At 64.1% G+C, this 22838-nt stretch carries 19 protein-coding genes; 4 read left to right on the forward strand and 15 right to left on the reverse strand.

Annotation, left to right across the window (positions count from 1 at the left end; genetic code table 11):
* Positions 1-153: 153 nt before the first annotated feature.
* Positions 154-1335: an AraC family transcriptional regulator gene (locus WN73_RS04210; protein WP_271551686.1), complete on the reverse strand. Its 1182-nt coding sequence runs from the start codon at positions 1333-1335 to the stop codon at positions 154-156.
* A gap of 192 nt (positions 1336-1527) precedes the next feature.
* On the opposite strand from WN73_RS04210, the gene WN73_RS04215 reads away from it, so the two are divergent.
* Both WN73_RS04215 and argE read left to right on the forward strand, forming a co-directional pair.
* Positions 1528-3303 carry a YadA family autotransporter adhesin gene (locus WN73_RS04215; RefSeq protein WP_271551688.1) on the forward strand — a complete coding sequence of 592 codons (1776 nt, stop codon included), beginning with the start codon at positions 1528-1530 and terminating at the stop codon, positions 3301-3303.
* An 897-nt stretch (positions 3304-4200) separates the two neighbouring features.
* On the forward strand, positions 4201-5373 hold the full coding sequence (argE, locus tag WN73_RS04220) for an acetylornithine deacetylase (protein ID WP_271552078.1): 1173 nt from the start codon (positions 4201-4203) through the stop codon (positions 5371-5373).
* Between the two features lie 121 nt (positions 5374-5494).
* On the opposite strand, the gene WN73_RS04225 is transcribed toward argE, so the two are convergent.
* From WN73_RS04225 to WN73_RS04235, 3 genes are all read right to left on the reverse strand, one after another.
* The gene (locus tag WN73_RS04225) at positions 5495-6121 is read right to left on the reverse strand and encodes a LysE family translocator (RefSeq protein WP_271551690.1); all 627 of its coding nucleotides are present in this window, start codon (positions 6119-6121) and stop codon (positions 5495-5497) included.
* Between the two features lie 220 nt (positions 6122-6341).
* Positions 6342-7400, reverse strand: a complete 1059-nt coding sequence (locus WN73_RS04230) for a phosphotransferase family protein (RefSeq protein ID WP_271551692.1) — start codon at positions 7398-7400, stop codon at positions 6342-6344.
* A gap of 100 nt (positions 7401-7500) precedes the next feature.
* A complete protein-coding gene (locus WN73_RS04235; RefSeq protein ID WP_271551693.1) occupies positions 7501-8736 on the reverse strand; it encodes an acyl-CoA dehydrogenase family protein in 1236 nt (411 codons plus the stop codon).
* Between the two features lie 325 nt (positions 8737-9061).
* Here WN73_RS04235 and WN73_RS04240 point away from each other — a divergent pair, with 325 nt between their 5' ends.
* Complete coding sequence (locus tag WN73_RS04240; RefSeq protein WP_271551695.1) at positions 9062-9733, forward strand: TetR/AcrR family transcriptional regulator; 672 nt, start codon at positions 9062-9064, stop codon at positions 9731-9733.
* A 3-nt stretch (positions 9734-9736) separates the two neighbouring features.
* Here WN73_RS04240 and WN73_RS04245 read toward each other — a convergent pair whose 3' ends face one another.
* The 11 genes from WN73_RS04245 to WN73_RS04295 all read right to left on the reverse strand — a co-directional run bounded on the left by WN73_RS04245 (position 9737) and on the right by WN73_RS04295 (position 20572).
* Positions 9737-10129 (reverse strand): RidA family protein, encoded by a 393-nt coding sequence (locus WN73_RS04245; protein ID WP_271551696.1) that lies wholly within the window; start codon positions 10127-10129, stop codon positions 9737-9739.
* Positions 10130-10224: 95 nt separating this feature from the next.
* Positions 10225-10440 carry a hypothetical protein gene (locus WN73_RS04250; RefSeq protein ID WP_028171360.1) on the reverse strand — a complete coding sequence of 72 codons (216 nt, stop codon included), beginning with the start codon at positions 10438-10440 and terminating at the stop codon, positions 10225-10227.
* Positions 10441-10597: 157 nt separating this feature from the next.
* Positions 10598-11476, reverse strand: coding sequence for a 3-keto-5-aminohexanoate cleavage protein (locus tag WN73_RS04255; protein ID WP_271551699.1), 879 nt, complete (start codon positions 11474-11476; stop codon positions 10598-10600).
* A gap of 294 nt (positions 11477-11770) precedes the next feature.
* Positions 11771-13000 carry a CaiB/BaiF CoA transferase family protein gene (locus WN73_RS04260; protein WP_271551701.1) on the reverse strand — a complete coding sequence of 410 codons (1230 nt, stop codon included), beginning with the start codon at positions 12998-13000 and terminating at the stop codon, positions 11771-11773.
* A 183-nt stretch (positions 13001-13183) separates the two neighbouring features.
* Positions 13184-14389, reverse strand: a complete 1206-nt coding sequence (locus WN73_RS04265; protein ID WP_271551703.1) for an MFS transporter — start codon at positions 14387-14389, stop codon at positions 13184-13186.
* A gap of 134 nt (positions 14390-14523) precedes the next feature.
* Positions 14524-15351, reverse strand: coding sequence for a 3-keto-5-aminohexanoate cleavage protein (locus WN73_RS04270; protein WP_271551705.1), 828 nt, complete (start codon positions 15349-15351; stop codon positions 14524-14526).
* A 130-nt stretch (positions 15352-15481) separates the two neighbouring features.
* Positions 15482-16879 carry an MFS transporter gene (locus WN73_RS04275; protein WP_271551707.1) on the reverse strand — a complete coding sequence of 466 codons (1398 nt, stop codon included), beginning with the start codon at positions 16877-16879 and terminating at the stop codon, positions 15482-15484.
* Between the two features lie 504 nt (positions 16880-17383).
* Positions 17384-17587 (reverse strand): DUF2188 domain-containing protein, encoded by a 204-nt coding sequence (locus WN73_RS04280; protein WP_271551709.1) that lies wholly within the window; start codon positions 17585-17587, stop codon positions 17384-17386.
* Positions 17588-17739: 152 nt separating this feature from the next.
* Positions 17740-18693: a GDP-L-fucose synthase gene (fcl, locus tag WN73_RS04285; protein WP_271551711.1), complete on the reverse strand. Its 954-nt coding sequence runs from the start codon at positions 18691-18693 to the stop codon at positions 17740-17742.
* Positions 18674-19744, reverse strand: coding sequence for a GDP-mannose 4,6-dehydratase (gene gmd, locus WN73_RS04290; RefSeq protein ID WP_271551713.1), 1071 nt, complete (start codon positions 19742-19744; stop codon positions 18674-18676). The genes fcl and gmd overlap by 20 nt, the downstream gene beginning before the upstream one ends.
* A 507-nt stretch (positions 19745-20251) precedes the next feature.
* Positions 20252-20572 (reverse strand): hypothetical protein, encoded by a 321-nt coding sequence (locus tag WN73_RS04295; RefSeq protein WP_439711081.1) that lies wholly within the window; start codon positions 20570-20572, stop codon positions 20252-20254.
* Between the two features lie 540 nt (positions 20573-21112).
* Here WN73_RS04295 and WN73_RS04300 point away from each other — a divergent pair.
* Entirely contained in the window at positions 21113-22831 is a 1719-nt protein-coding gene (locus tag WN73_RS04300; RefSeq protein ID WP_110116403.1) for a TolC family outer membrane protein, read from the forward strand.
* The last annotated feature ends 7 nt before the right edge of the window (positions 22832-22838 follow it).

Raw genomic sequence — 22838 nt, forward strand, 5'->3', positions numbered from 1 at the left:
TCTTCCTTGGGCCGGAGTGAGGCGACACATACGCCGTTTCCGAATTTCGGTAAAGTGGAATCTTTTCGACGATGCGCGTTGACCGGCATCTTGCGTGTCTTGCCCGTCGGGCAACGCAAGGTCTTGTGGCCCGGATGGCGCCGGCGGCCCGCCTTATTCCGGTGGAATCGTCCCGGCCTGCTCGCGCAGCGATTTCGGCGTGACGTTATAGGCGGCGCGAAACGCGCGGTAGAAGCTCGAGACGTCGAGAAAGCCGCAGTGGAATGCAATGTCCGCGACCGACAGATCGGCGTAGACGGGATCGAGCAGATGAACGCGGGCCCGCCGCAGCCGCGCCGCCATCACCACCTGCGAGAAGCTCTCGCCGGCCTTCGCCAGCATGTGCTGCACGGTGCGCGAGGGCATGCCGAGCCGCCGAGCCACCCGCTCGAGGCTGACCTCGGGATCGAACGCCTGCTTGCTGATCGTCTGCCGAACCAAGGCGAGCCGCGCGCGGTAGACGGTCTCCTCACCGTCCACTCCCTGCACGCCGTCCCTGGCGCCGAGCCAGCGGCCAGTGAGCTTGATCAGGTGCTGCGTCGCCTCCGCGGCGCCGCCTTCGTCCAGCCCCGCCCCGTTCGCGATCAACAGCCGCGCATAGCCGGTCAGGAGCTGATAGTCGGCACCGGTGCAATCGAGCGGGCGGCAGGCCAGGTCGACCGGGGACAGGCCCCACTCCCTGAAGATCGCGTTCGGCAATTTCAGGCTGATGCAATGGCCGTTGTTCGGGGCAATGGCCTGTGTGCTCGCGTCCAGTACGAGCAGCCCCGCCTGTCCCGGCTGGACATCGATCTCGCGCCCGAGCTGGCGGCCGATATGAGTTGTCGCGCCGATGTTGAAGCTCAGATAGACATGGTCCTCGTCGTCGCGGTTGATGTGCTTTTTGGTCCGCGCGCCGATAAAGGAGGAGCTGAACATCTCCCCCAGCGCGACCGTCTCGTTCATGAGGAATTTGTGCGTCCCGATGATGCGGGCATCCCCCTCGGAAAACCCCATGTCCATGCCGGTGACGATCTGCTCGAAACACTCGGCCCACACGCGAGCGCGAATGGCGGGATCGGTAATGCCGTCAAGCACAGTCGTATCGAAAATCAGGCTCTGAAAGACCGACATCCCCCCGCCCCACAGTTGCAAACGAAAAAATAACACGGAAGAAGAAGAACGGCGCATCTTCCGGCAATAATTTGCAATAGACGCAATGTGGTTGCGTGCCAAGCGGTAGAGGCGGACCGGTCGGGGCGATAATTTCGTCAGCCACAAATCATTGCAGTCGCAGGCCTCGGCCCGATGCAGCACGACATTCGCATCGCGATAGCGTGCTGCAACGAGGACGACGCCCCTGCTGCGGGCATGGGCGAGAGCGACATGATGTTGAATTGGGCGGGGCTGACAGCGTATCGATCAACCGAGGATCGCAGGTGGCGCGCATCCAATGCCCGAGGCCGATCCTGCCCGGTCCGCATTGTGCGCCTGGTCACGGTCTTTGCTTTGTCGGCGCTTTGTCTGCTGTCCGGAAAACGGCCGGCGACAGCGCAGTTCGTCTGCGCCACGTCCGGCGGTGCGACGATGGGCGCCTCCGCGGGCGGTCTCGCCAGCACCAACTTCGCCTGTGGACCGAACGCCAACGCCTTTGGCCTCGTTAGCGCCAATTTCGCCGCCGGCGTCAACTCCGACGCCAGCGGAGACGCCAGCTCGAACTTCGCCGCGGGCGTGAATGCAAGCGCGACCGGCGACAACAGCAACAACGTCGCAATCGGCAACGGCGCCAGCGCCGCCGGCGATTCCGGCACGAGCGTGGCGACCGGCTTCGGCGCCAACGCCGCCGGGATCGGCGGAAAGAACGTCGCCACGGGCGACCATGCCAATGCCAGCGGCAACAATGGGACCAACATCGCAATCGGCGTGAACGCCGCTGCCAATGGCAACAACTTGAGCAATACGGCCGTGGGTTCCAATTCAATCGCCACCGGTACGAATTCGTCGGCGTTCGGCGCCAATGCCCACGCGTTCGGCAGTCAGAGCAGCGCATTTGGCCTCGGCAACACCGCCAACGGCGGCAACAGTGCCGCGCTCGGCACCAACAACACCGCCACCGGCAACAACAGCGCCGCCGTAGGCTCGACCAACGCCGTCAACGGCGACGGCAGTGCGGCCTTCGGCTCCGGCAACGCCATCAACGGCACCAACTACGCGGCCGTCGGCTCCAACAACGTCGTCGCCGGCAACAACGGCGCGGTTGTCGGCTCCGGCAATGGCGTCACCGGCGACAACACCGCGGCCTTCGGCTCCAGTATCGGCATCGCCGGCGGCAACAACGCGGCTGTCGGCTCCTTCAGCACCGTCACCGGCAGCAACAGCGCGGCTGTTGGCTCCTTCAACAACGTCAGCGGCAATAACAGCGGCGCCTTTGGCACCGGACAGAACGTCCGCGGTAACGGCACGTTCGCCATCGGCGATCCCAACATCGTCAACGGCAACAACAGTTTGGTGTTCGGCGACAACAACACGGTGAACGGGTCCAATGTGGCGGATCGCGGCGACAACATCCAGCTGGTCGGCTCGAACAACACCATTGCGGCAACGTCCAGCGCCGCCGGCTCCTCCGTGTTCGGCAGCGGCAACACCGTCAACGCCACCAATGCCGTGGTGATGGGCAACAACAGCACCGTCTCCGGCGCGTCCTCTGTCGCGATCGGCAATGGCACGGGCGCTACCGGCATCAACGCGATTGCGATGGGGACAGGCGCCAGCGCGAATTTCGACAACTCGGTCGCGATCGGCAGCGGCGCGACCACGACGCGCGCCAACCAGGTCGCAGTCGGCACCGCCAGCAGCACCTACACGATGAGCGGCATCACCTCGGCTGCGAGCAAGGCGGCGCAGTCCGGACCGACCCAGCTCGTCACATCGGACGCGGCCGGCAATCTGGCGACCACCTCGCTGGCTGGCCTCGGACTTGCCTCCGCCGGCGACATCAACGGAATCAACTCCCAACTGGCCGCCCTCAACGGCCGCGTCGACAACCTGACACGGGAGTCGCGCGGCGGCGTGGCGTTGGCGCTCGCGGCGTCCAGCCTGCAATTCGATCCTCGCCCCGGCAAGATCTCGGTCTCCGGCGGCTTTGGCAATTTCCAGGGACAATCCGGCGTCGCGGTCGGCCTCGGCTATTCCTATTCGGACGCCATGCGCTTCAACGCGGCGTTCACGGCCGCACAGCAAGGCGCCATCGGCGTCAGGGCCGGCGCGTCGTGGACGCTGAACTGAGGATGATGTTACCGACCGATCCTGCGGGCCGCGACAACTTCGCGTGTCCGGATGTTGCCGGACGGTGACAGATTCCGTTTGATCGAACCGCTAGTGTCGTTGGGCTCGGTTGGTCTGAGGAATAGCGATGCACGTTTTTTTTGGCTCGGGTGCCCGACCTGGATCGATGGGATTCGGCGCGCGTGTCGGGGTCAGGCCCGGATGGTGAGGCTGGGTTGGGCCGTGCGCTTGCCGAAATATCTCGGCCTCGCTTTGGGCGTGGTGGTCGCCTTGTCGCCGATCGTGATGAACCCGATCAGCGCCGAGGACGACAAGGCCGCCGCCAAGCAGCAACAGCCGCAGCTTCCCGTCAGCGCCGAGCAGGCGCTGTACCTGATCCGCTCGACACTGCTGACGCTGAACGATGCCAACCGCTCCGGCAACTATTCGGTGCTGCGCGATCTCGCCGCGCCGGACTTCCAGGCCAGGAACAGCGCCGCCGATCTCGCGCTTGGCTTCACCGACCTGCGGCGGCGGAATTTCGACCTGTTCTCGGTGGCGCTTGCCGCACCGCAGCTCTCGACGCCGCCTTATCTCGATCCCAACAAGATGCTGCGGCTGACAGGGTTCTTTCCGACCCGCCCGCTCCAGATCAATTTCGACCTCACCTTCCAGAACGTCGCCAACCAGTGGCGGCCCTACGGCATTTCGGTTGCGACACCGCAGGCGCCCCGGAAACCGCCGCGGCGCCGGCGCCCGCTCCGGCCAAGAAGAACGCGGCCCAGAAGAACTGAGCGCATTCGGACGGCCGAGCGGGCTCGCCCCCTGTCCGGGGTTTGCACGTCGTGCCGTTCCGTTGGTATGGTTCGTGCAGGCGGCAGAGCCGACCACGATCCCTCCCATCACATGATCCCGAGAATGCTGGACACAAGACCCGACCGGATTCGCAAGCTCCTCGCCGACCTCGTCGGCTTCGACACCATCAGCGACCGCACCAACCTGCCCCTGATCGCCCATATCGAAAGCTATCTCGCGGCGCTCGGCGTCGGCTTTGAGCGCATCGTCGACGAGACCGGACAGAAAGCCTCGCTGTGGGTCACGATCGGGCCGGAGGACCGCCCGGGCCTCGTGCTGTCGGGCCATACCGACGTCGTTCCGGTCGCGGGCCAGGACTGGAGTCACGATCCGTTCAAGCTGGTCGAGCGCGACGGCAGGCTCTACGGCCGCGGCACCACCGACATGAAGGGGTTTGTCGCGGTGTGCCTCGCCATGGTGCCTGACATGGTGGAGGCCAGGCTCAAGACGCCGATTCATCTGGCGATCTCCTATGACGAGGAGATCGGCTGCGTCGGCGTGCGGCCGATGCTCGGCGAGGTCGCCAAGAAGCGGGTCAAGCCGCTCGGCGCCTTCATCGGCGAACCGACGCAGATGCAGGTTATCATCGGCCACAAGGGCAAGCACGGCGTGCGCGCCACCTTCCGCGGTCTTGCCCGCCACTCCTCGATCGCGCCCGACGGCGTCAATGCGATCGAATATGCCTCCGAGCTGATCGTCGAGATCCGCCGCCGCGCCGTGCTGCTCGCTGGCAAGAGATCGACGGACAGCCTCTACGACGTTCCGCACTCGACGCTGCTCACCAGCATCGTCCATGGCGGCGCTGCGCTGAACATCGTGCCCGATACCTGCACGGTGGATTTCGAATGCCGCGGCATCGGCATCACCGAGTCGCGCGAGGTGACGGATGCGATCGTCGCCTGGGCCAAGGCCGAGATCGAGCCGGCGATGAAGGCGCGGCATCCGGAATGCGGCATCGATTTCGAGGAGATCCTCGACTATCCCGCGCTCGACACCGCCGCCGATGCGACAATCGTCACGCTGGCCAAGAGCCTCGCGGGGCGCAACGACCACGCCAAGGTCGCCTTCGGCACCGAGGCGAGTTTGTTTGCCAGCATGGCCGGTATCCCCTCGGTCGTGATCGGCCCCGGCGCGATCGCACAGGCGCACACGCCGGACGAGTTCGTGGAGATGTCGGAGCTGTTGAAATGCGCGGGGTTCGTCGAGAAGCTGATCGCGCATTGCGCGAAGGGGTAAGCGACGCTGCCGTAGGGTGGGCAAAGCGGTAGCGTGCCCACCAATGTTACCGCGATCGCGGCAAGATGGTGGGCACAGCGCTGCGCTTTTGCCCACCCTACGAGAGCTGGCGCGGGCCGCCTCATCTTTCCTGCAACGCCAGCCGCACGCCGACGGCGCAGTAGATGGTCCCAACCACCTTGCCCTGCCACTTCACGACGGCCGGATGGCGGCGCAGGAAATTGCCGAGACGACCGGCACCCACGGCGAACACGACGGTGCTCAACAGGCCGAGCAGCACGAAGACGATGCCGAGGACCGCAAGTTGAAGCGCGGTCGCGCCGTGTTCCGGCCGGACGAATTGCGGCAGGAAGGCGAGGAAGAACAACGCGGTCTTGGGATTGAGCACCTCGGTCAGCACGGCCTCGCGGAATGCGCGACCTGCGCTGATCGTGGGCGCTCCGCCGTTCAGCTCGATCGGTGCCTTGTCAAGCATGGCGCGAATGCCGAGATAGATCAGGAACGCGGCCCCCGCATATTTGACGATGCTGAACAGGAGCGCCGAAGTGGCGATGATCGCCGACAGGCCGACGATCGCCATCGAAGTGTGGATCACGTCACCCGCCGCGATCCCCGCGCCCGTCGCGATACCCACCTTCGTTCCGGAGCTTGCGGCCCGCGCCATGGTGAGGAGCGTGGCCGGACCGGGAATGAAGACGAAGCCGAGTACGATGAGGACGTAGGCGATGAGGGTGGTGTGGTCGATCATGTCGCGAGCTTACGTCACCGCAACCTCGCTGTCATGCCCCGGCTTGACCGCGGCATCCAGTACGCCGCGGCGGCTCGGTTCAGACACTGCCGGCTCTGGAACACTGGATTGCCCGCCCCAGTGCGCAATTGCGCACAAGGCGGGCAATGACGCGGAGTGTGTCGAGGAATGTGAACCACAAACAAAAAGGCGCGGCCATCGACCGCGCCTTCATAGCTCCTCAGACCGCCCCCGCCTTCTGCGCGTATTCCCATGACGCCTGCGACAGCGGCACGGTGCGCTTGGCGGATTCCAGCGCCTTGGCGTTGGCGGCGGTGCCGTCGCGGATGCGCCCGGCGATACCTTGCGTGATGCCGGCGAGACGGAACAGGTTGTAGGAGAAGTACCAGTTGAGATCGGGCACGCTCATCCCGGTCGCGTTGCAGTAGATCTGCGCGGCCTCCTCCAGGCTCGGTATGTTCAGCGCCTTGAGATCGACGCCCTGCAGGCCCGGCATGATCCACTGCATGAGCAGATAGGTGAAGTCGGCCATGGGATCGCCGAGCGTCGACAGCTCCCAGTCCAGCACGGCCTGCACGCGCGGTTCCGTCGCGTGGAAAATCATGTTGTCGAGCCGGTAGTCGCCGTGCACGATCGAGACGCGCGCCTGTTCCGGCACGGTCTTGGGCAGCCATTCGGCGACCTTCTCGAACTCCGGAATGTGCTGGGTTTCGGAGGCGCGATATTGCTTGGTCCAGCGGTCGATCTGGCGCGCGAAATAGTTGCCGGGCTTGCCGAAGTCGCCAAGGCCGATCGCGACGGGATCGTACATGTGGAGTTTCGCCAGCGTCTCGATCTTGCTGGTGAAGATCTTTCGCCGCGCGTCGGCATCCTGGCTCGGCAGCGCCGGAGCCCAGAACACCCGGCCCTCCTCCATCGACATGATGTAGAACGCCGCGCCGATGACGCCGTCGTCCTGGCACAGCGCATAGGCGCGCGCGACCGGAAAGCCCTGTTTTCCAAGGGCCGCGATCACGCGATATTCGCGATCGACCGCATGCGCCGACGGCAGCAATTTGCCGAACGGCTTGCGGCGCATCACGTAGGAGCGCTTCGGCGTGTTCAGCCGGTAGGTCGGGTTGGACTGGCCGCCCTTGAACTGGAGGACGACCAGCGGTCCCTCATAGCCTTCGACGTTGTCGCGCATCCACGCCTCGAGGCGCAGCTCGTCGAAACGATGCCGCTCCTCGACCGGCTTGGTGCCCGAGAACTCCTCGTCTTTCCTGACGCCGTCGGCCACGATGACGCTCCCTCAATTCTTTTGTCCGTCATTCCGGGTTCGATGCTACGCATCGCCCCGGAATGACGGTGTGGGGAGCGACACGTCGCCCTCCCCCATTTTAGTGCGTGGAAGAGTTTGCATACTTCCGAACTTCAAGTCTGGCAATGGCGCGGTTGTGCACCTCGTCCGGACCGTCAGCGAGACGGAGCGTGCGGATGTGGGCGTAGTCCTTGGCAAGGCCGGCCTCGTCGGAGACACCGGCGCCGCCAAAGGCCTGGATCGCCTGGTCGATGATCTTCAGCGCCATGTTGGGGCCTGCGACCTTGATCATGGCGATCTCGAGCTGCGCCGCCTTGTTGCCGACCTTGTCCATCATGTCGGCGGCCTTGAGGCACAGCAGACGGTTCATCTCGATGTCGGTGCGCGCCTCGCCGATGCGCTGCTCCCACACCGAATGCTCGATGATCTTCTTGCCGAACGCGGTGCGCGAGGAGAGCCGCTTCACCATCTTCTCCAGCGCCTCCTCGGCCTTGCCGATGGTGCGCATGCAGTGATGGATGCGGCCGGGGCCAAGGCGGCCCTGCGCGATCTCGAAGCCGCGGCCTTCGCCGAGCAGGATGTTCTCCTTCGGCACCCGCACATTGTCGAGCAGCACCTGGGCGTGGCCGTGCGGCGCGTCGTCGAAGCCGAACACGGGCAGCATCTTCTCGACCTTGATGCCGGGCGTGTCGAGCGGAACCAGGATCTGCGACTGCTGCTGGTGCTTGGCCGCCTTCGGATCGGTCTTGCCCATCAGGATCGCGATCTTGCAGCGGGGATCGCCGACGCCGGACGACCACCATTTGCGGCCGTTGATGACGTAGTGGTCGCCGTCCTTCTCGATGCGGGTCTCGATGTTGGTGGCATCGGACGAGGCCACTGCCGGTTCCGTCATCAGGAACGCCGAGCGGATCTCGCCGTCCATCAGCGGCCGCAGCCATTTCCGCTTCTGCTCCTTGGTGGCATAGCGGATGAACACTTCCATGTTGCCGGTGTCGGGCGCGGAACAGTTGAACACTTCCGAGGCCCAGGTGATGCGGCCCATCTCTTCCGACAGCAGCGCGTATTCGAGATTGGTCAATCCCGCGCCGCGGAATTCATCGTCCTCATGCTCGGACGGCGGCATGAACATGTTCCAGAGGCCTTCGGCCTTCGCCTTCTTCTTGAGGTCCTCCAGGATCGGGATCACCTTCCAGCGCTCGCCGCTGCGATCCTGCTCGTCATAGACCGGCACCGCCGGACGTACGTGCTTGGCCATGAAGGACCGCACGCGGTCGAGCCATTCCTTCTGCTTGGGGGACAGGTCGAAATCCATGGGACGCTCCTCGTTTTCTCTCGTTCGAACCGGTTTTGCGCCGGACTGTCCTCCCGCTGCATACGGCCCGCAAGCGCGAATGCGCGGCTTGCGAAGCGCACCGGAACCAGATCGCAGTTGCGAACGAGTCCCGATTGCGGATTGACTTTTCCCGGCCTTCAAACGATGGTTTCATACAACTGTTTGAATTGCAACTCCCTCGGCCCTTCGCGCCCACTCGTCATTCCGGGGCGACGCGAAGCGTCGAACCCGGAATCCAGAAGTTGCGGCGCGAGATTCTGGGTTCGCGACGATGTCGCGCCCCGGAATGACGGGATAAAGAGTCATGGCCAGCGATCATACGAGGTCTGCCATTCTCGCCGCCGCCGAACGGCTTTATGCCGATCGCGGCTTCGGCGACGTGACGCTGCGCGACATCGTCGCGGAGGCCAATGTCAACCTCGCGGCGGTGAACTATCACTTCGGATCGAAGGACGAATTGATCGCGGAACTGTTCGTCTCCCGCTCGATCGCCACCAACCGCGAGCGCCTGCGCGAATTGAAGGCGGCGGAAGAAGAAGGCGGCGGCCGCGCGCCGATCGAGGTGATCCTGCGCGCCCTCGTCGGCCCGACCTTGCGCGGCTGCCTCGGCCCTGAGAACCAGCGCTCGACGGCGGCGCGCTTCATGATCCGCGCCTCGATCGAATCCGTGCCGCCAATCCGCCGCATCAAGAACCGCGAGATCGACCATTTGCGCAAATTCGCCGGCGCGATGCGCAGGTCCCTGCCCGACCGCAGCGACGTCGACATCTACTGGGGCCTCAACTTCGCGCTCGCCATGGCCCACCACACCATCCGCGAGAGCGAGCGGCTGACCAAACTGTCGGAAGGCAAATGCGATCTCGACGACGTCGAGGACGTGGTCGCGCGCGTCGTCAGCGTGGCGACGATGGCGCTGACGGCGGGAAAGGCGGAGCCGAAGGCCCCGGCACGCGCGCTCGCGAGGGACGCGCGCTAGCCTTCACATCATCGCGATGCAGTCGATCTCGACGTCGAAGGGGGCGAACCATTCCGGCGTGCAGACGAAGATCCGCGCCGGCGGATCGACCGGGAAATAGCGCGCATAGACCGCGTTGAACGCGGCGAAGTGCTTCGTCGAGGTGCAGTAGACGTTGCACTTCATGACATTGTCGAGGGAGGCGCCGGCCGTCTCCAGGCACAGCTTCATCTGCTCCATGATGATCTCGCTCTGCCGCTCGATCGGCGCGGAGGCGATCTCGCCGGTTTCAGGATCGAATGGCGGCAGCCCGGCGACGAAGATCATGCTGCCGGCGCGCGTCACCGGCGAGGTCGGCGCCTTCCAGCGGTCGAGAAACGACGAGATCGGTTCGACGCGGAGCGCTTCGCGTTTCATGGCGGCCACCTTCGGTTCGAGCGAGACTGGCGCCTTGCTACATTATATTGCAGCCGGCATGTTTCGCTTCTGATCGAAGTGTGGTCGTAGCGGGATCAGGCCCGCTGCGGCATCTCCTCGGCCTCTTCCTTGGCGAGCAGCAGCAGCATCTCGATACCCATCTCGCCTTCCTGCGGCGAACGGATGAACTTTATTTCGTCGGCGCTTTGCCGCAGCGCGGCAATGATAGCGACGGCCTGATTGGCGGTTGCCGCCTCGGTCGCCAGAACGGCCTTCTGGTTCTTGGACTGAAACCCGATCGTATAGGACATGCACTTCCCCTCCCGGAACTCGTAGGGAGATCGAATCAGAGTCGCGCGCGGAGCGGAAGCCTGTGTAAGTACGGACCGGGTTTATCTGGGGATTGCGCGCAAGCCTCACGCAAGGCCAGCAAGCGTCACGCTGCGGTCACTTTTGGTTCGACGGCGCTCAGCCGAGCCCAAGCATCGCACGCGCCTCCGCCGCAGTTGCGACGCTCGCACCCAGGCTCTTCAAAATGCCTGTGGCATGCGCGACCAGCTCGGCATTGGTCTTGGCCAGCACGCCCTTGGACATAAAGAGATTGTCTTCCATGCCGACGCGGACATGGCCGCCGAGCAGAAAGGCCTGCGCCACCATCGGGAATTCGGCGCGGCCGATGCCGAAGCCGGACCAGATCGCGCCCGGCGGCAGCAGGCCGCGGGCGTAGAACATCGTCTCCGGCGTCGCCGAGAAGCCGTATTTGACCCCGAGCACGAGCGAGAACAGGCCCGGCCCCTTCAGCGTGCCGTCGGCGAACATATCGCGCGCCAGGTGGCAGTCGCCGGAATCGAACAGCTCGATCTCCGGCAGCACGCCGGCCGCCTTCATGCGCTCGGCCATGATACGGACGTTGCGCGGCGTGTTGATCACGACCTCGCCGCCGGAGTTCATGGTGTTGAGGTCGAGCGTGCAGATGTCGGGCTTGAGCAGCTCGACATGCTCGACGCGCTTTTCGGGAGGAAGCAGCGTGGTGCCTGCAGCGGCGATGCGGGGATCCTCGATTGAAGGCACAAAGCGTCCGCCCGGGCCGGTCGTGAGATTGATGACGAGGCTCTTGTTGCGGGCGCGAATGCGCTCCACGACGTCCCGGTAGAGATCGATCGACATCGAGGGACGCCCCGTCGCGGGGTCGCGCACATGGATGTGCGCAATGGCCGCGCCGGCTTCGGCGGCTTCCAGCGCGGATGTCGCGATCTGCTCGGGCGTGATCGGCAGATACGGCGACTGCTCGGGTTTTGTCAGATTGCCGGTGATCGCGCAGGTGATGATGGTCTTGCCGGTTGTCATTGAGCTACTCCGCCTTCGCAAACCTGGTGACGTTAACCGAATCCGTCGCCGCAGAGTAGCTGCGCCCCCTCGCCTCGCTTGCGGGGCCGCGACGAGCTTCGCTCGCGCTGGGAGGGTTGGGGTGAGGGGGAGCTTCCGCGTGGACGGTGAGAGTTGAGTGCGTGGAGACTCCCCCTCACCCGGATCGCATCTTCGATGCGCCGTAGCCGAACCTTCGCTTCGGCGTTCTTCAGGACGGCCGCCGAAGGCGGCCTTTGCCTCTCCCCGCAAGCGGGGAGAGGCGAAGAAGAAGCGTCAGATGATACCCTGCTGCTTCAGCGTCTCGATCTTTCCCGCATCATAGCCGAGCTTGCCGCCGAGCACCTCCTTTGTGTGCTCGCCGAGCAGCGGCGGGGCGCGGTAGTTCTTGATCGGGGTCTCCGAGAAGGTCAGCGCGTTGCGGATCAACGACAGCTCCGGCTCGAACTTGTGCTCGGTCTTTACCCGCATGCCGCGCGACTGGACGTGCGGATCGGAAAATACCTGCTCGAAATTGTTGATCGGACCTGACGGCACGCCGGCCTCCTCCAGCCTGTCGAGCCAGTAGGCCACCGGCTGCTTCAGGAACAGGCCGGCGAAGATCGCCATGATCTCCTTGCCGTGCACGACGCGGTCGTTGTTCTTGATGAAGCGCTTATCGTTGGCGAGCTCGGGCTCGCCGAGCACCGCACAGGTGCGCTGAAACTGACCGTCATTGCCGACCACCAGCATCAGCTCGCCGTCGGTGCAGCGGAACACGCCGGCCGGCATGCCACCATTGCCCCAGGTGCCGCGGCGCGGCGGCGTCTTGCCGTTGACGAGGTAGATCTGGAGCCAATGGCTGAGCGAGGCAATCACGGTGTCGAGCAGGCAGACGTCGAGATGCTGTCCGACACCGCCATTGGCGTCGCGATGGTAGAGCGCCGAGAGAATGCCGATCGAGGAATTCATGCCGGTCATGTAATCGACGATCGACGGGCCGACCTTCATCGGGCCCTCGCCCGGCTCGCCGTCGATATGGCCGGTGACGCTCATCAGGCCGCCCATTGCCTGCAGGATGGCGTCATAGCCGGCGCGCGGCGCGTACGGGCCGGTCTGGCCGAAGCCGGTCACCGAGCAATAGATGATGCCGGGGTTGATCGCCTTGATGGTCTCGTAGTCGAGGCCGTAGCGCTTGAGATCGCCGACCTTATAGTTCTCCATGAAGACGTCGACGTCCTTGGCAAGCTCGCGAATGATCGCCTGGCCCTCGGGCTTGGCGATGTTGACCGTGACCGACTTCTTGTTGCGGTTGGCGCACAAGTAGAACGAGTTGTTGTTGTTCGCCTTGCCCTCGGGGTCTGTCAGATAAGGCGGGCCGAAGGCGCGCGCGTCGTCGCCGGTGCCCGGCCGCTCGATCTTGATGACCTCCGCACCGAGATCGCCCAGCATCTGGGCCGACAGGGGCCCGGCGAGCACGCGGGTAAGGTCAAGGATCTTGATGCCTGAGAGCGGCAAGGCCGACATGTCGGTTTCCTCCGGGGAACTGGTGTTGGCGCGGCGGCCCGAATGCTGAGGTTCGGCCGTGACTGCGCTCCCTGCGGATACACCATTTTCGGGCCTTGAGCACTGCACTCCGGGCATACGGCCATCCCTGCGCCGGCGGCCGGATCGGCCATCGAGAGCGAATTCCGCGCCGTGAATATTGCCTCAGGTTACGGCAGCCGCAGCCACCTGCGGCCGGCGGCGGCCGAGCAGGACCAGGATCAGCACGGTCGCGCAGGAAAACACCAGCGTGAGGCCCAGCGCGCCGCGGCTGCCGAACTGGGTGAGCAGAGCTGCAAGGAGCGGCGGCGAGATCGCGGAGGCCAGATTGAGCGGCAGCGCGATCATCGACATCGCCTTGGCGAACTCGGCCTGGTCGTAGAAGACGAGCGGAATCGTCGCTCGCGCCACCGCCATGGCACCGCTGCCCGCGCCATAGAGCAGGATGAAGGCTGCGACCGCCCAGGTCGCCCCCTCGCTCAGCATCAGCAGCAGCATAGCGACGGGGAGCGCCGTGCCTGCGACAAGCCCGGTCGTGATTCCGTCCCATCGTCCCCCGCCGAGGAAGTCCAGCCCGCGGGCGCTGACCTGGATCACACCGAGCATCGAACCGAAGGCGATGGCCTGGGCCGGCGCCAGCCCTTCCGCCCGCAGCAGCTCGATGAGCACGGCGCCGAGACCAAAATTCACGAAGGCGTTCAGCGTGATCGCGATGACGACGAGATTGAAAGTGCTTCGCGGAATCGCGGGCGCATCGGAAGGTCTTGCAGCCGAGCCGCCGTCGTCCTTCATGATATTCCGGCGCGGCGCACCAAAGGCATAGAGCGGAAGCGAGACCAGGATCAGCACGGCGGCGTAGACGAGGCAGGTGCCCCGCCAGCCGAAATGGCCGCTGAGAAACGAGGTGGTCGGCCAGAAGATGCTGCTGGAGAGGCCCGTCACCAGCATCAGCGCGCCGATGGCGTTCTTGGCCTGGCGTCCGGCAACCTCGTTGAGCATGATATAGGCACCGGTCGACAGTGTGGCGCTGCCGCCCATGCCGAGAATGACCCAGGCCACGAAATAGAGCAGCGGCTCGCGCGCGAAATACAGCACGACATAGCCCGGCACGGCAACGACGGTGCCCACCATCATCACCTTGCGTGCACCGTGCCGCGCAAACGCCTTGGCGAGCCAGGGCGCGCACAGCCCCATGGTGACATAGAGCGTGGAGGTGCCCGCAAACACCATCGGCAGGCTCATGCCGAGATCGGCCGCAAGGTCGCGGCCGACGATCGGCGGAAGACCGATCGTTCCCCATCCGATGAGCTGGGTGATTGCAAGCACCAGCAGGACCCCGATGAGCCTGCCGTCAGTCTTCAAGAACCGCATTCCAAACGTCGCCTGCCCGGCAGGCGCAGATCGCGCCTGTGGCACTCGTCTTACCCGAAGACACAGCGCACGGGAACGCCGGCCGCCGAATGGCAGAAGGCAGCCGGGAGCATGTCAGGCGGAGGCGGTAGCCCCTACCGCGCGATCCCGAGGACGGATCGCGCCTCGGCAGCGGTCGCGACGCGCCGGCCGTGGCGCGCGACAGCCTCGCCCGCGATGGTCACGAGCTCCGCGTTGCTGGCGGCGAGGCGCGTCTTGTCGACCCTGATATTGTCCTCGAGCCCGGTGCGAACCGCGTCGGCGCCGCGCGCGAGCGCCCAGCCCATGACCTCGGCTTGGTGGCGCCCGATCCCGGCCGCGGTCCACGTCGCTCTCGGGATCAGCCGCCTGAGCTCTCCCAGGAGGATATCGAGGACATGCTCGTCCGCCGGCATCGCGTTCTTGACGCCCATGACGAACTGCACGTGCGGACGAGGGTCGATCAGCCCCGCCTCGATCAGGCGGCGGGCGCCATGTAGATGCGACAAATCGAAGATCTCGATCTCCGGCCGGATGCCACCTTCTTTCATGCTGGTGGCGAGGGTCTCAACCAGGGCAGCGCTGTTCTCGTAGACAATCGTCGGAAAGTTCACCGATCCCGTGGACAGCGAGGCCATGTCCGGCCTCAGATAGAGCGACGATCCCCGCGCCGAGGGATCGCGGCCCCGCCCGCCGGTCGAGAACTGAACGATCATCCCTGGGCAGTGCTTCCTGATGCCTTCCTGCACCAGGGCAAAACGCTCCGGGTCGGAGGACGGCGTCTCGTCATCGTTGCGAACATGGATATGGGCAAGCGTGGCGCCGGCCTCGAAGGCTTGTTGCGTCGACTCGATCTGCTCGGACGGCGAGATCGGCACCGCGGGATTGTCCTTCTTGCGCGGAACGGAGCCGGTGATAGCGACGGCAACGACAACGGGGTTCATCCTGCAACCTCATGATGATCGCGCTCACGCGCACATATTCTGGATCGGCAGCCACACAGTGCTGCGAAACCCTGCCGCTGCGACAATCATCGATCGCAGCGGCAATCGCCTCATACTATAACCGTACCCGTCAGGTCGGAACTGCGGCAGCCCCGCTCGCCGCTCCCGCACGCTGCCGCTCATAGTCTGCGCGCGCCATCGGAACGGCTTCGGGATTACCGAGATCCTCGATGTTGATCCGGTAGGTCTCCCGGGCCGTGACGGCCGCCAGCGCGGCGATGATCGTGATGCCGAAGGCGATCGCCCCCACCGTCAACGGAATGTTGGCCGAGCCGGGAGGCGCCACGGTCGCAAACAAAGCGGGAAGCAACGCAGTGATGGTCGTGCCGATGTTCTGCGAGATCGCCATTGCCGACACACGGGTGCGCGTCGGAAACAGCTCCGGGTAGAAACTCGGGAAGATCGCGTTGTAGCCCTGGTAGACGACGCCCCACATCAGGAGGGACAGCAGGATCGCCAGCGGCACATTCCGGATGCTGATGGCATAGAGATAGCCGAAGGCGAGCAAGCCGGAGAGCAGCGCGCCCACGATGATCGGAGGCTTGCGGCCGACCTTGTCGGAGAGATGGCCGACGAAGGGAATGACGAACACGGCCAGCATGTTTCCGAGCACCGGGATCCAGAGATAGACGTCCTTGGCAAAGCCGATGCCATAGGCGGGCTGGACCGCGTAGGCCGCACCGAAGATGGTCGCAACGACGGGGATGACGTTCATCAGAGCCATGCAGATGACCCTGAGCATGTCGCGCCAGCTCAGCTTGATGGCCTGGACAATGGGCGCCCGCGGCGTTTCTCCCAACTCGCCCTCGCGGGCAAAGGCGGGGGTTTCGTCGACTTCGCGGCGAATGACGTAGCCTGCGACGATGACGAAGAAGCTGAGCAGGAAGGGAATCCGCCAGCCCCAGCTATTGAAGGCGTCGGTCGGCATATAGGCCGCCAGCGGCAGGAAGACCGCGGCCGCGAGAATTTGTCCGGCCTGCACGCCCTGAAGGGCGAAGCTTGCATAGAAGCCGCGCCGGCCGAACGGCGCATGCTCCAGAATCATCGAGCTTGCGCCGGAGATCTCACCGGCCACGGCAAATCCCTGCACGAGGCGAAGGATGACGAGCAGGATCGGCGCCAGGATGCCGACTTGCTGATAGGTCGGCAGGATACCCACCGCCATCGTCGAGATGCCCATCAGGAACATGCAGACGATGAGAACAGTCTTGCGGCCATGGGTGTCGCCCCAATGTCCGAGGACGAAGGCGCCGATCGGCCGGGCCACGTATCCAACACCATAGGTCGCCAGCGATGCGACGATGGCGACGGTGGGATTGTCCGACGGAAAGAATATCTGCGGGAAGATCAGCGACGCAGCGGTCGCGTAGATGAAGAAGTCATAATATTCGAGAGCCGACCCGATCCAGCCGCTGGCAGCAGCCTTCCTCGACTGACTCATGTGGCGCATCGCGCGAGTCGTGACCATTTCAAAATTCCTCCCTGGTTTTCTGGCGTCCCGTTGGCGGGCTTCGTTGAAAATTGGGCAGCAATCTCCGGGCGTTCTGCGAAGCTTCGCGAGCGCTGGTCACTGCCGATGGGTGTCTGATTGATCGCGACAATAGGCTTTCGCCGGGCTAACACAATTACCCAGTTATGCGATAAACCTAACATGATGTTATTTGCGTCGGAGCGTGAACGTCGGGCAGCGGGCTCGCGGACCGCGGCTCGGCATGCCGCCGCGGGAGAGCATCGTCACCGGCTCGCTTGCGATCGCCAGCAGCTTTGGTCAGCCCTCCCCGCCAACTCGCCCCCGCTGAACAATTGCGCATCCGCTCGCGGATGTCGGAAAACGGCGCCATCTTCAGCGGCGGCGTCGAAGCCGACCGCCTCTATTTCAATGCGGGTGCCGAGGTCACGCTCGGAATTGCCGCGCGGCGCGGGCGATTGATCGTGTGATGCGGCGCGCAAGAGGCCCACCACACTGCCGATGCTAGCTCCCGAGGTCAGCCTCGCCGTCTTCGCGGCCGGGCGCACTGACATGGACCTCGTGCCCCTGCCGGAGTGCCAGCGAGGCGGCCGCCACGGCCGCTTCGAACGCCGATTCCTTGGTCGCATATTTGCCGCTGACGTTGCCGTCGTGCAGCACACCCCATTGGTCCCGGACCGGCACGATGGCGTATTGAGCAAGGCCCATTGTCCAAATCCTGTCGCTGCCCGAGTTGCGGCCGCGCGCGAGTTAGCCGTCACCCCCTCCGACCAGCCAACTCGTGCTTGCGGTGAAGGTTCCCATGGGGATTCGTTCTGATCTCCCCCTGCATCGAACAACGCGGGCGAGCAGTCGCTGGATTATTGCGCAGCTAGCTGCGCGGCTTGATACGCCGCATAGGCGCGCTTCAGGCCGTCCTCGAGCGAGGTGGTCGCGCGCCAGCCGAGTCCTGCAAGGCGGCTGACGTCGAGCAGCTTGCGCGGCGTACCGTCGGGCCGCGAGGTGTCGAAAGAGATCTCGCCGCTGTAACCAACGACCTCGGCAACGACGCGCGCGAATTCGGCGATGGTGATGTCCTCGCCGGTGCCGATGTTGATCAGCCCGGCACCGGAATACGTCTTCATCAGGTGCACGCAGGCATCCGCCATGTCGTCGACATAGAGGAGCTCGCGCCGCGGCGTGCCGGTGCCCCATACGACGACGCCCTTGGCGCCCGAAACCTTCGCCTCGTGGAAGCGGCGGATCAGCGCGGCGACGACGTGGCTCATCTCAGGGTGATAATTGTCGCCGGGGCCGTAGAGGTTGGTCGGCATCACGCTGATGAAGTCGCATCCATATTGGCTGCGGTAGGCCTCGGCCATCTTGATGCCGGCGATTTTTGCAATTGCATAGGGCTCGTTGGTCGGCTCCAGCGGGCCGGTCAGCACGGACTCTTCGCGCAAGGGCTGCGGGGCCAATTTGGGATAGATGCAGGAGGAGCCGAGGAACATCAGCTTCTCGGCGCCGTTCCGATGCGCGGCGTGGATCACGTTGGCCGCGATTGCGATGTTGTCGTAGATGAACTCGGCGCGCAGCGTGTTGTTGGCGACGATGCCGCCGACTTTCGCCGCGGCGAGGAACACGACCTGCGGCCGCACCTTTGCGAACCAGTCGAACACGGCGGCCTGGTTGCAGAGATCGACCTCGCGACGGTCCGCGGTGACGAGCTTGACATCCTCTCCTGCGAGCCGGCGCACCAGCGCGCTGCCGACCATGCCGCGATGGCCGGCGACGTAGACGCTTCTACCCTTCAGCTCAAACGGTGCGTTTGTCATGGGCAGCGTCCCGTTTCGCTTGTGCCAGATCGCTCGCCATCATCTCCTCGACAAGCTGGGCAAAGCTCCGCTTCGGCTTCCAGCCGAGCACCTCGCGCGCCTTGCTGGCATCACCGATGAGGAGATCGACCTCGGTCGGGCGGAAATAGGTCGGATCGATCTTCACCACCGTCTTGCCGCTCTTGGCATCGACACCGGTCTCCTCGATGCCTGCGCCACGCCACGCGATGCGCCGGCCGACCTGCGCGAACGACAATTCGACCATCTCCCGCACCGAGCGCGTCTCACCGGTGGCGAGAACGAAGTCGTCGGGCTTGTCGGCCTGGAGGATCATGTGCATGCCCTCGACGTAGTCCTTGGCATGCCCCCAGTCGCGCTTGGCCTCGAGATTGCCGAGATAGAGCGTGTCCTCCAATCCCACCTCGATGCGGGCGACGCCGCGCGTGATCTTGCGCGTGACAAAAGTCTCGCCGCGGATCGGGCTCTCATGGTTGAACAGGATGCCGTTGGACGCGAACATGCCGTAGGCCTCACGGTAGTTCACCGTGATCCAATAGCCGTAGAGCTTGGCGACGCCGTAAGGAGAGCGCGGATAGAACGGCGTCGTCTCCTTCTGCGGGATCTCCTGCACGAGACCGTAGAGCTCGGAGGTCGAGGCCTGGTAGAACCGTGTCTCCTTCTCCATGCCGAGGATGCGGATCGCTTCCAGCAGCCGCAGCACGCCGATCGCGTCGGCATTGGCTGTGTATTCCGGGCTCTCGAAGCTCACGGCGACGTGGCTCTGGGCGGCGAGATTGTAGATCTCGGTCGGCCGGATCTGCTGCACCAGGCGGATCAGATTGGTCGAGTCGGTCATGTCGCCGTAATGCATCAGGAACGGCACGTTGCCGACATGGGGATCCTGATAAAGGTGATCGACCCGCGCGGTGTTGAACGAAGACGAGCGCCGCTTGATGCCGTGCACGACATAGCCGAGCGACAGCAGATATTCGGCGAGGTAGGCGCCGTCCTGGCCGGTCACGCCGGTGATGAGAGCGATCCGCTCGGTCATAGCTATCCCGATCTCCTGGTACCCATTGGCGGGGCGGTCCGCGCGTTCATGGCCGTCGATGTGACGCCCTTCTTTGACAGAACGGCCGCCCCGGTCAACACGTACGGGACGCAATGGAGATTGAAGCGGGTGAAGCGCTCCGACTCAGAATCTCTTTCCCGTTTTTATACGTAATTCCAAGAAGTTACATCATCCCCAAGTTTCGTGTTGGACGTTCCAGCCGCGGCTCACTTTGGCGCGTGTGCTGCGCAAGACGGCCGGCACCCATGACGCGGCGAGTCGGGGGCGCTCGCCGGCGCAGGTTCTGCTCAAACCGGCCATTGTCGATCGCTCGCGGCCTCTGTCCGGATAGCGCCGCACGCATGCCAAGGATGTCGAGCGCTTCCCCCACCCCACACGCCGCTTTGAAGTTTCTTCATTCTGCGGCGATGCAGCCGGCGTTAATCGACGTCAGGGAAACCGCATTTCATGCTCGGCACGGATCCTCGAATGAACGGATTTCAGCACCTATTCGTCGTCCGAAGTCTTCACGCCGGCCCCCTCGCCTCGACGAAGCTTTCTGACGAATGCCGCGATCGCATCATAAGCTTGCAGCAACGGCGGGCTCAGGGAAAAGAAGGCGCCGAGCGCGACTGCAATAATCGCATGACGAAGCGAAAAACCCTCGTCCTCTTCCAGCCGGCTATTCGGATCGATCAATGCAGGCGACAGGCCGCTCTGTCCTCGCTCGCCATTCGACCTCCGCGACTTCCGCGGGGGGATCATGATCACGGCGAAGAGAACATTGATGAGCAGCCAAATGCCAAGAATAATGAGCAGAGTTCGCATCGAAAATCCGAAAAATATCAATCGAAAGAAATCAGTCACGTCATTTCTGTGAATATCACTAGGTGCCTTGCCGGACGCAAGCAAAATGCGCGCTCTCCTCGCCTAAAGGACCGTGCAGCGTTACCAGCGCCGACGCTCTGCATCGGCGACACCTGCTTGCAACGATGGCTGTGATGACAGGCGCCGAAGCCGGCCCGCGTGTCGGCCGCGACCTGTCCTCGCGCTGTGGCAGCGGGCTCCTTCGGACGATCGGTTGAGCGTGAAGCCCGGTTTCTGTTCGCCAATACAGAATCGTCCGCCCGCGGAACAGTACGGGCATAGTGGATCGACAACAGCCTGAGAGGTAAAGCGGCACAGCGGAAGCTTGCGCTTCGTCACATCCAGGTTTGGCGCCGCCCTCCACTCCGAAGATAGAGGTATTATTGCACCTCCGCTCTGCCTCCGACGTGGCAGAAATGCGACAACCCGGTACAATTGCTCAATTTTCCCGCATTGCGCCTAGCTTGTCGGTTCAGTCCTTGCGAGACTTGAGGCAATTTCATGGGGGACCCCGCGACCGAATTTCGGAAACGGGCGGAGGTAAAATTGCTCAAGTACATTTTCGTTTTCACAGCATTGGCTCTGGTTCCATGCGGCGGCGCATTAGCCGAACCGTTCTCGATCAATGACGCGTTGAAACAGGCCGTACGTACCAACCCTGGAGTTGGTGAAGCCTCGGCCAACCGCCGCGCTACCGAGAGCGAGCTTCGCCAGACCCAGAGCACGCTGCTTCCGCAGGTTCGCGTGGAAGCGCGCTGGGGTCCCGAAAAATTCGACCAGAGCGCTGCCGTATCAACCGGCACCGCCCTGCCCGTCCCGATCGTCGGAAATGGCTCGTGGCGAAACGGATCGCAGGAATCCGTCGTCGTCCGGCAGATCTTGTTCGACGGCTTCGCCTCGATTCACGACATCTGGCGGCAGACGGCGCGCGTCAACGCAGCGGCTTTCCGCGTTCGCGAGCGGACCGAGTTGATCGCCCTGGACGCAGCGGAAGCCTATGTCGACGTCGTGCGCTATTTGCGGCTGGTCACGCTCAGCGAGCAGAACGTCGTCACCCACGAGAAGATCTTCAGCAACGTCAACACGCGCTTTTCCGGCGGACGCGCCGGTGAAGGCGATCTCGAGCAGGCCCGCGAACGGGTTGAAAATGCGCGTGCGACGCTCGCCGAATTCCGCCGGAGCCTGGAAGAGTCCCGCGCCAGATTCCGCAAGGTCGTCGGACTTGAACCCATCAATCTTCGCTTCCCGGGACCACTGGGCGGCTTGCCCACGACCCGCGACGAGGCCCTTGCCACCACGGTACGGTTCAACCCCACCATTCAGGCCGCGCAGGCCGACGCCGATGCGGCAAAGCATGCGTTTCGCGTGACGGACGGCGCTTTTGTTCCGACCTTCTCGCTCGAGGGCCGGGCGACGCACAACGACAACACCTACCCCTATCTTGGGGTTACTCACGACGACTACAGCGGCAAGGTTGTCATGTCCTGGGATGTCTTCCGCGGCGGTCAGGATGTCTGGCGGCGGTCGGAGATGTCCGAACGCTACGTCGAAAGTACCGCGCGGCATGCACGCCTTCAGCGCGATGCAATCGAATCCATCGACAAGGCCTGGGCAGCGCGGACGGTCACCGTGACACGAATCGCCGCGCTGACGCGGCAACTCGAGGCTGATCGCAAGACGATTGCGGCCTTCCAAAAGGAATATGAGCTGGGCCAGCGTTCGCTGATCGACCTCTTGAATGCCCAGAACCAGTATTTCAACGCATTGGTTTCGTTGACCTCGGCTCGTGGCGTCGTGGTATTCGCCGACTATCAACTTTTGGCGGCCATGGGCACGCTGCTTGAATATTTGAAATCTCCGCCGCCTGTTGACGCAGCGCCGGTGGATCTTGGGGTTTTCGGAACGCCCGACTACAAGGCGCCGACGCTCCGCGTGAAGCTGCCCCAGACCGGTTCCGAACCGCTGAACGTCCCGGTGCCTGCACCGGAACGAGTTCCCGCCCGTCTGGGCTACGCGAGCGAAGCGCCCGAACCTGATGCGTTCAAGGATAGATGGCCGACACGATCCAATCTGCCGACCATGGTGGGAGCATCCGAATGGATCACGCAGCAGCGAAGCACCGACGATCCGGTCATACTCAACACCTCTCCCGCTACCGCGTACGCGGCCGATAGAAAGCCGCACTGGCTAGCGACGGCATTCGAGCCGGTTCAGAGATAGTTCCAAC

This window comes from Bradyrhizobium sp. CCBAU 45394, from assembly GCF_028128655.1.
In the GTDB taxonomy this organism is placed as follows: Bacteria; Pseudomonadota; Alphaproteobacteria; order Rhizobiales; family Xanthobacteraceae; genus Bradyrhizobium; species Bradyrhizobium diazoefficiens.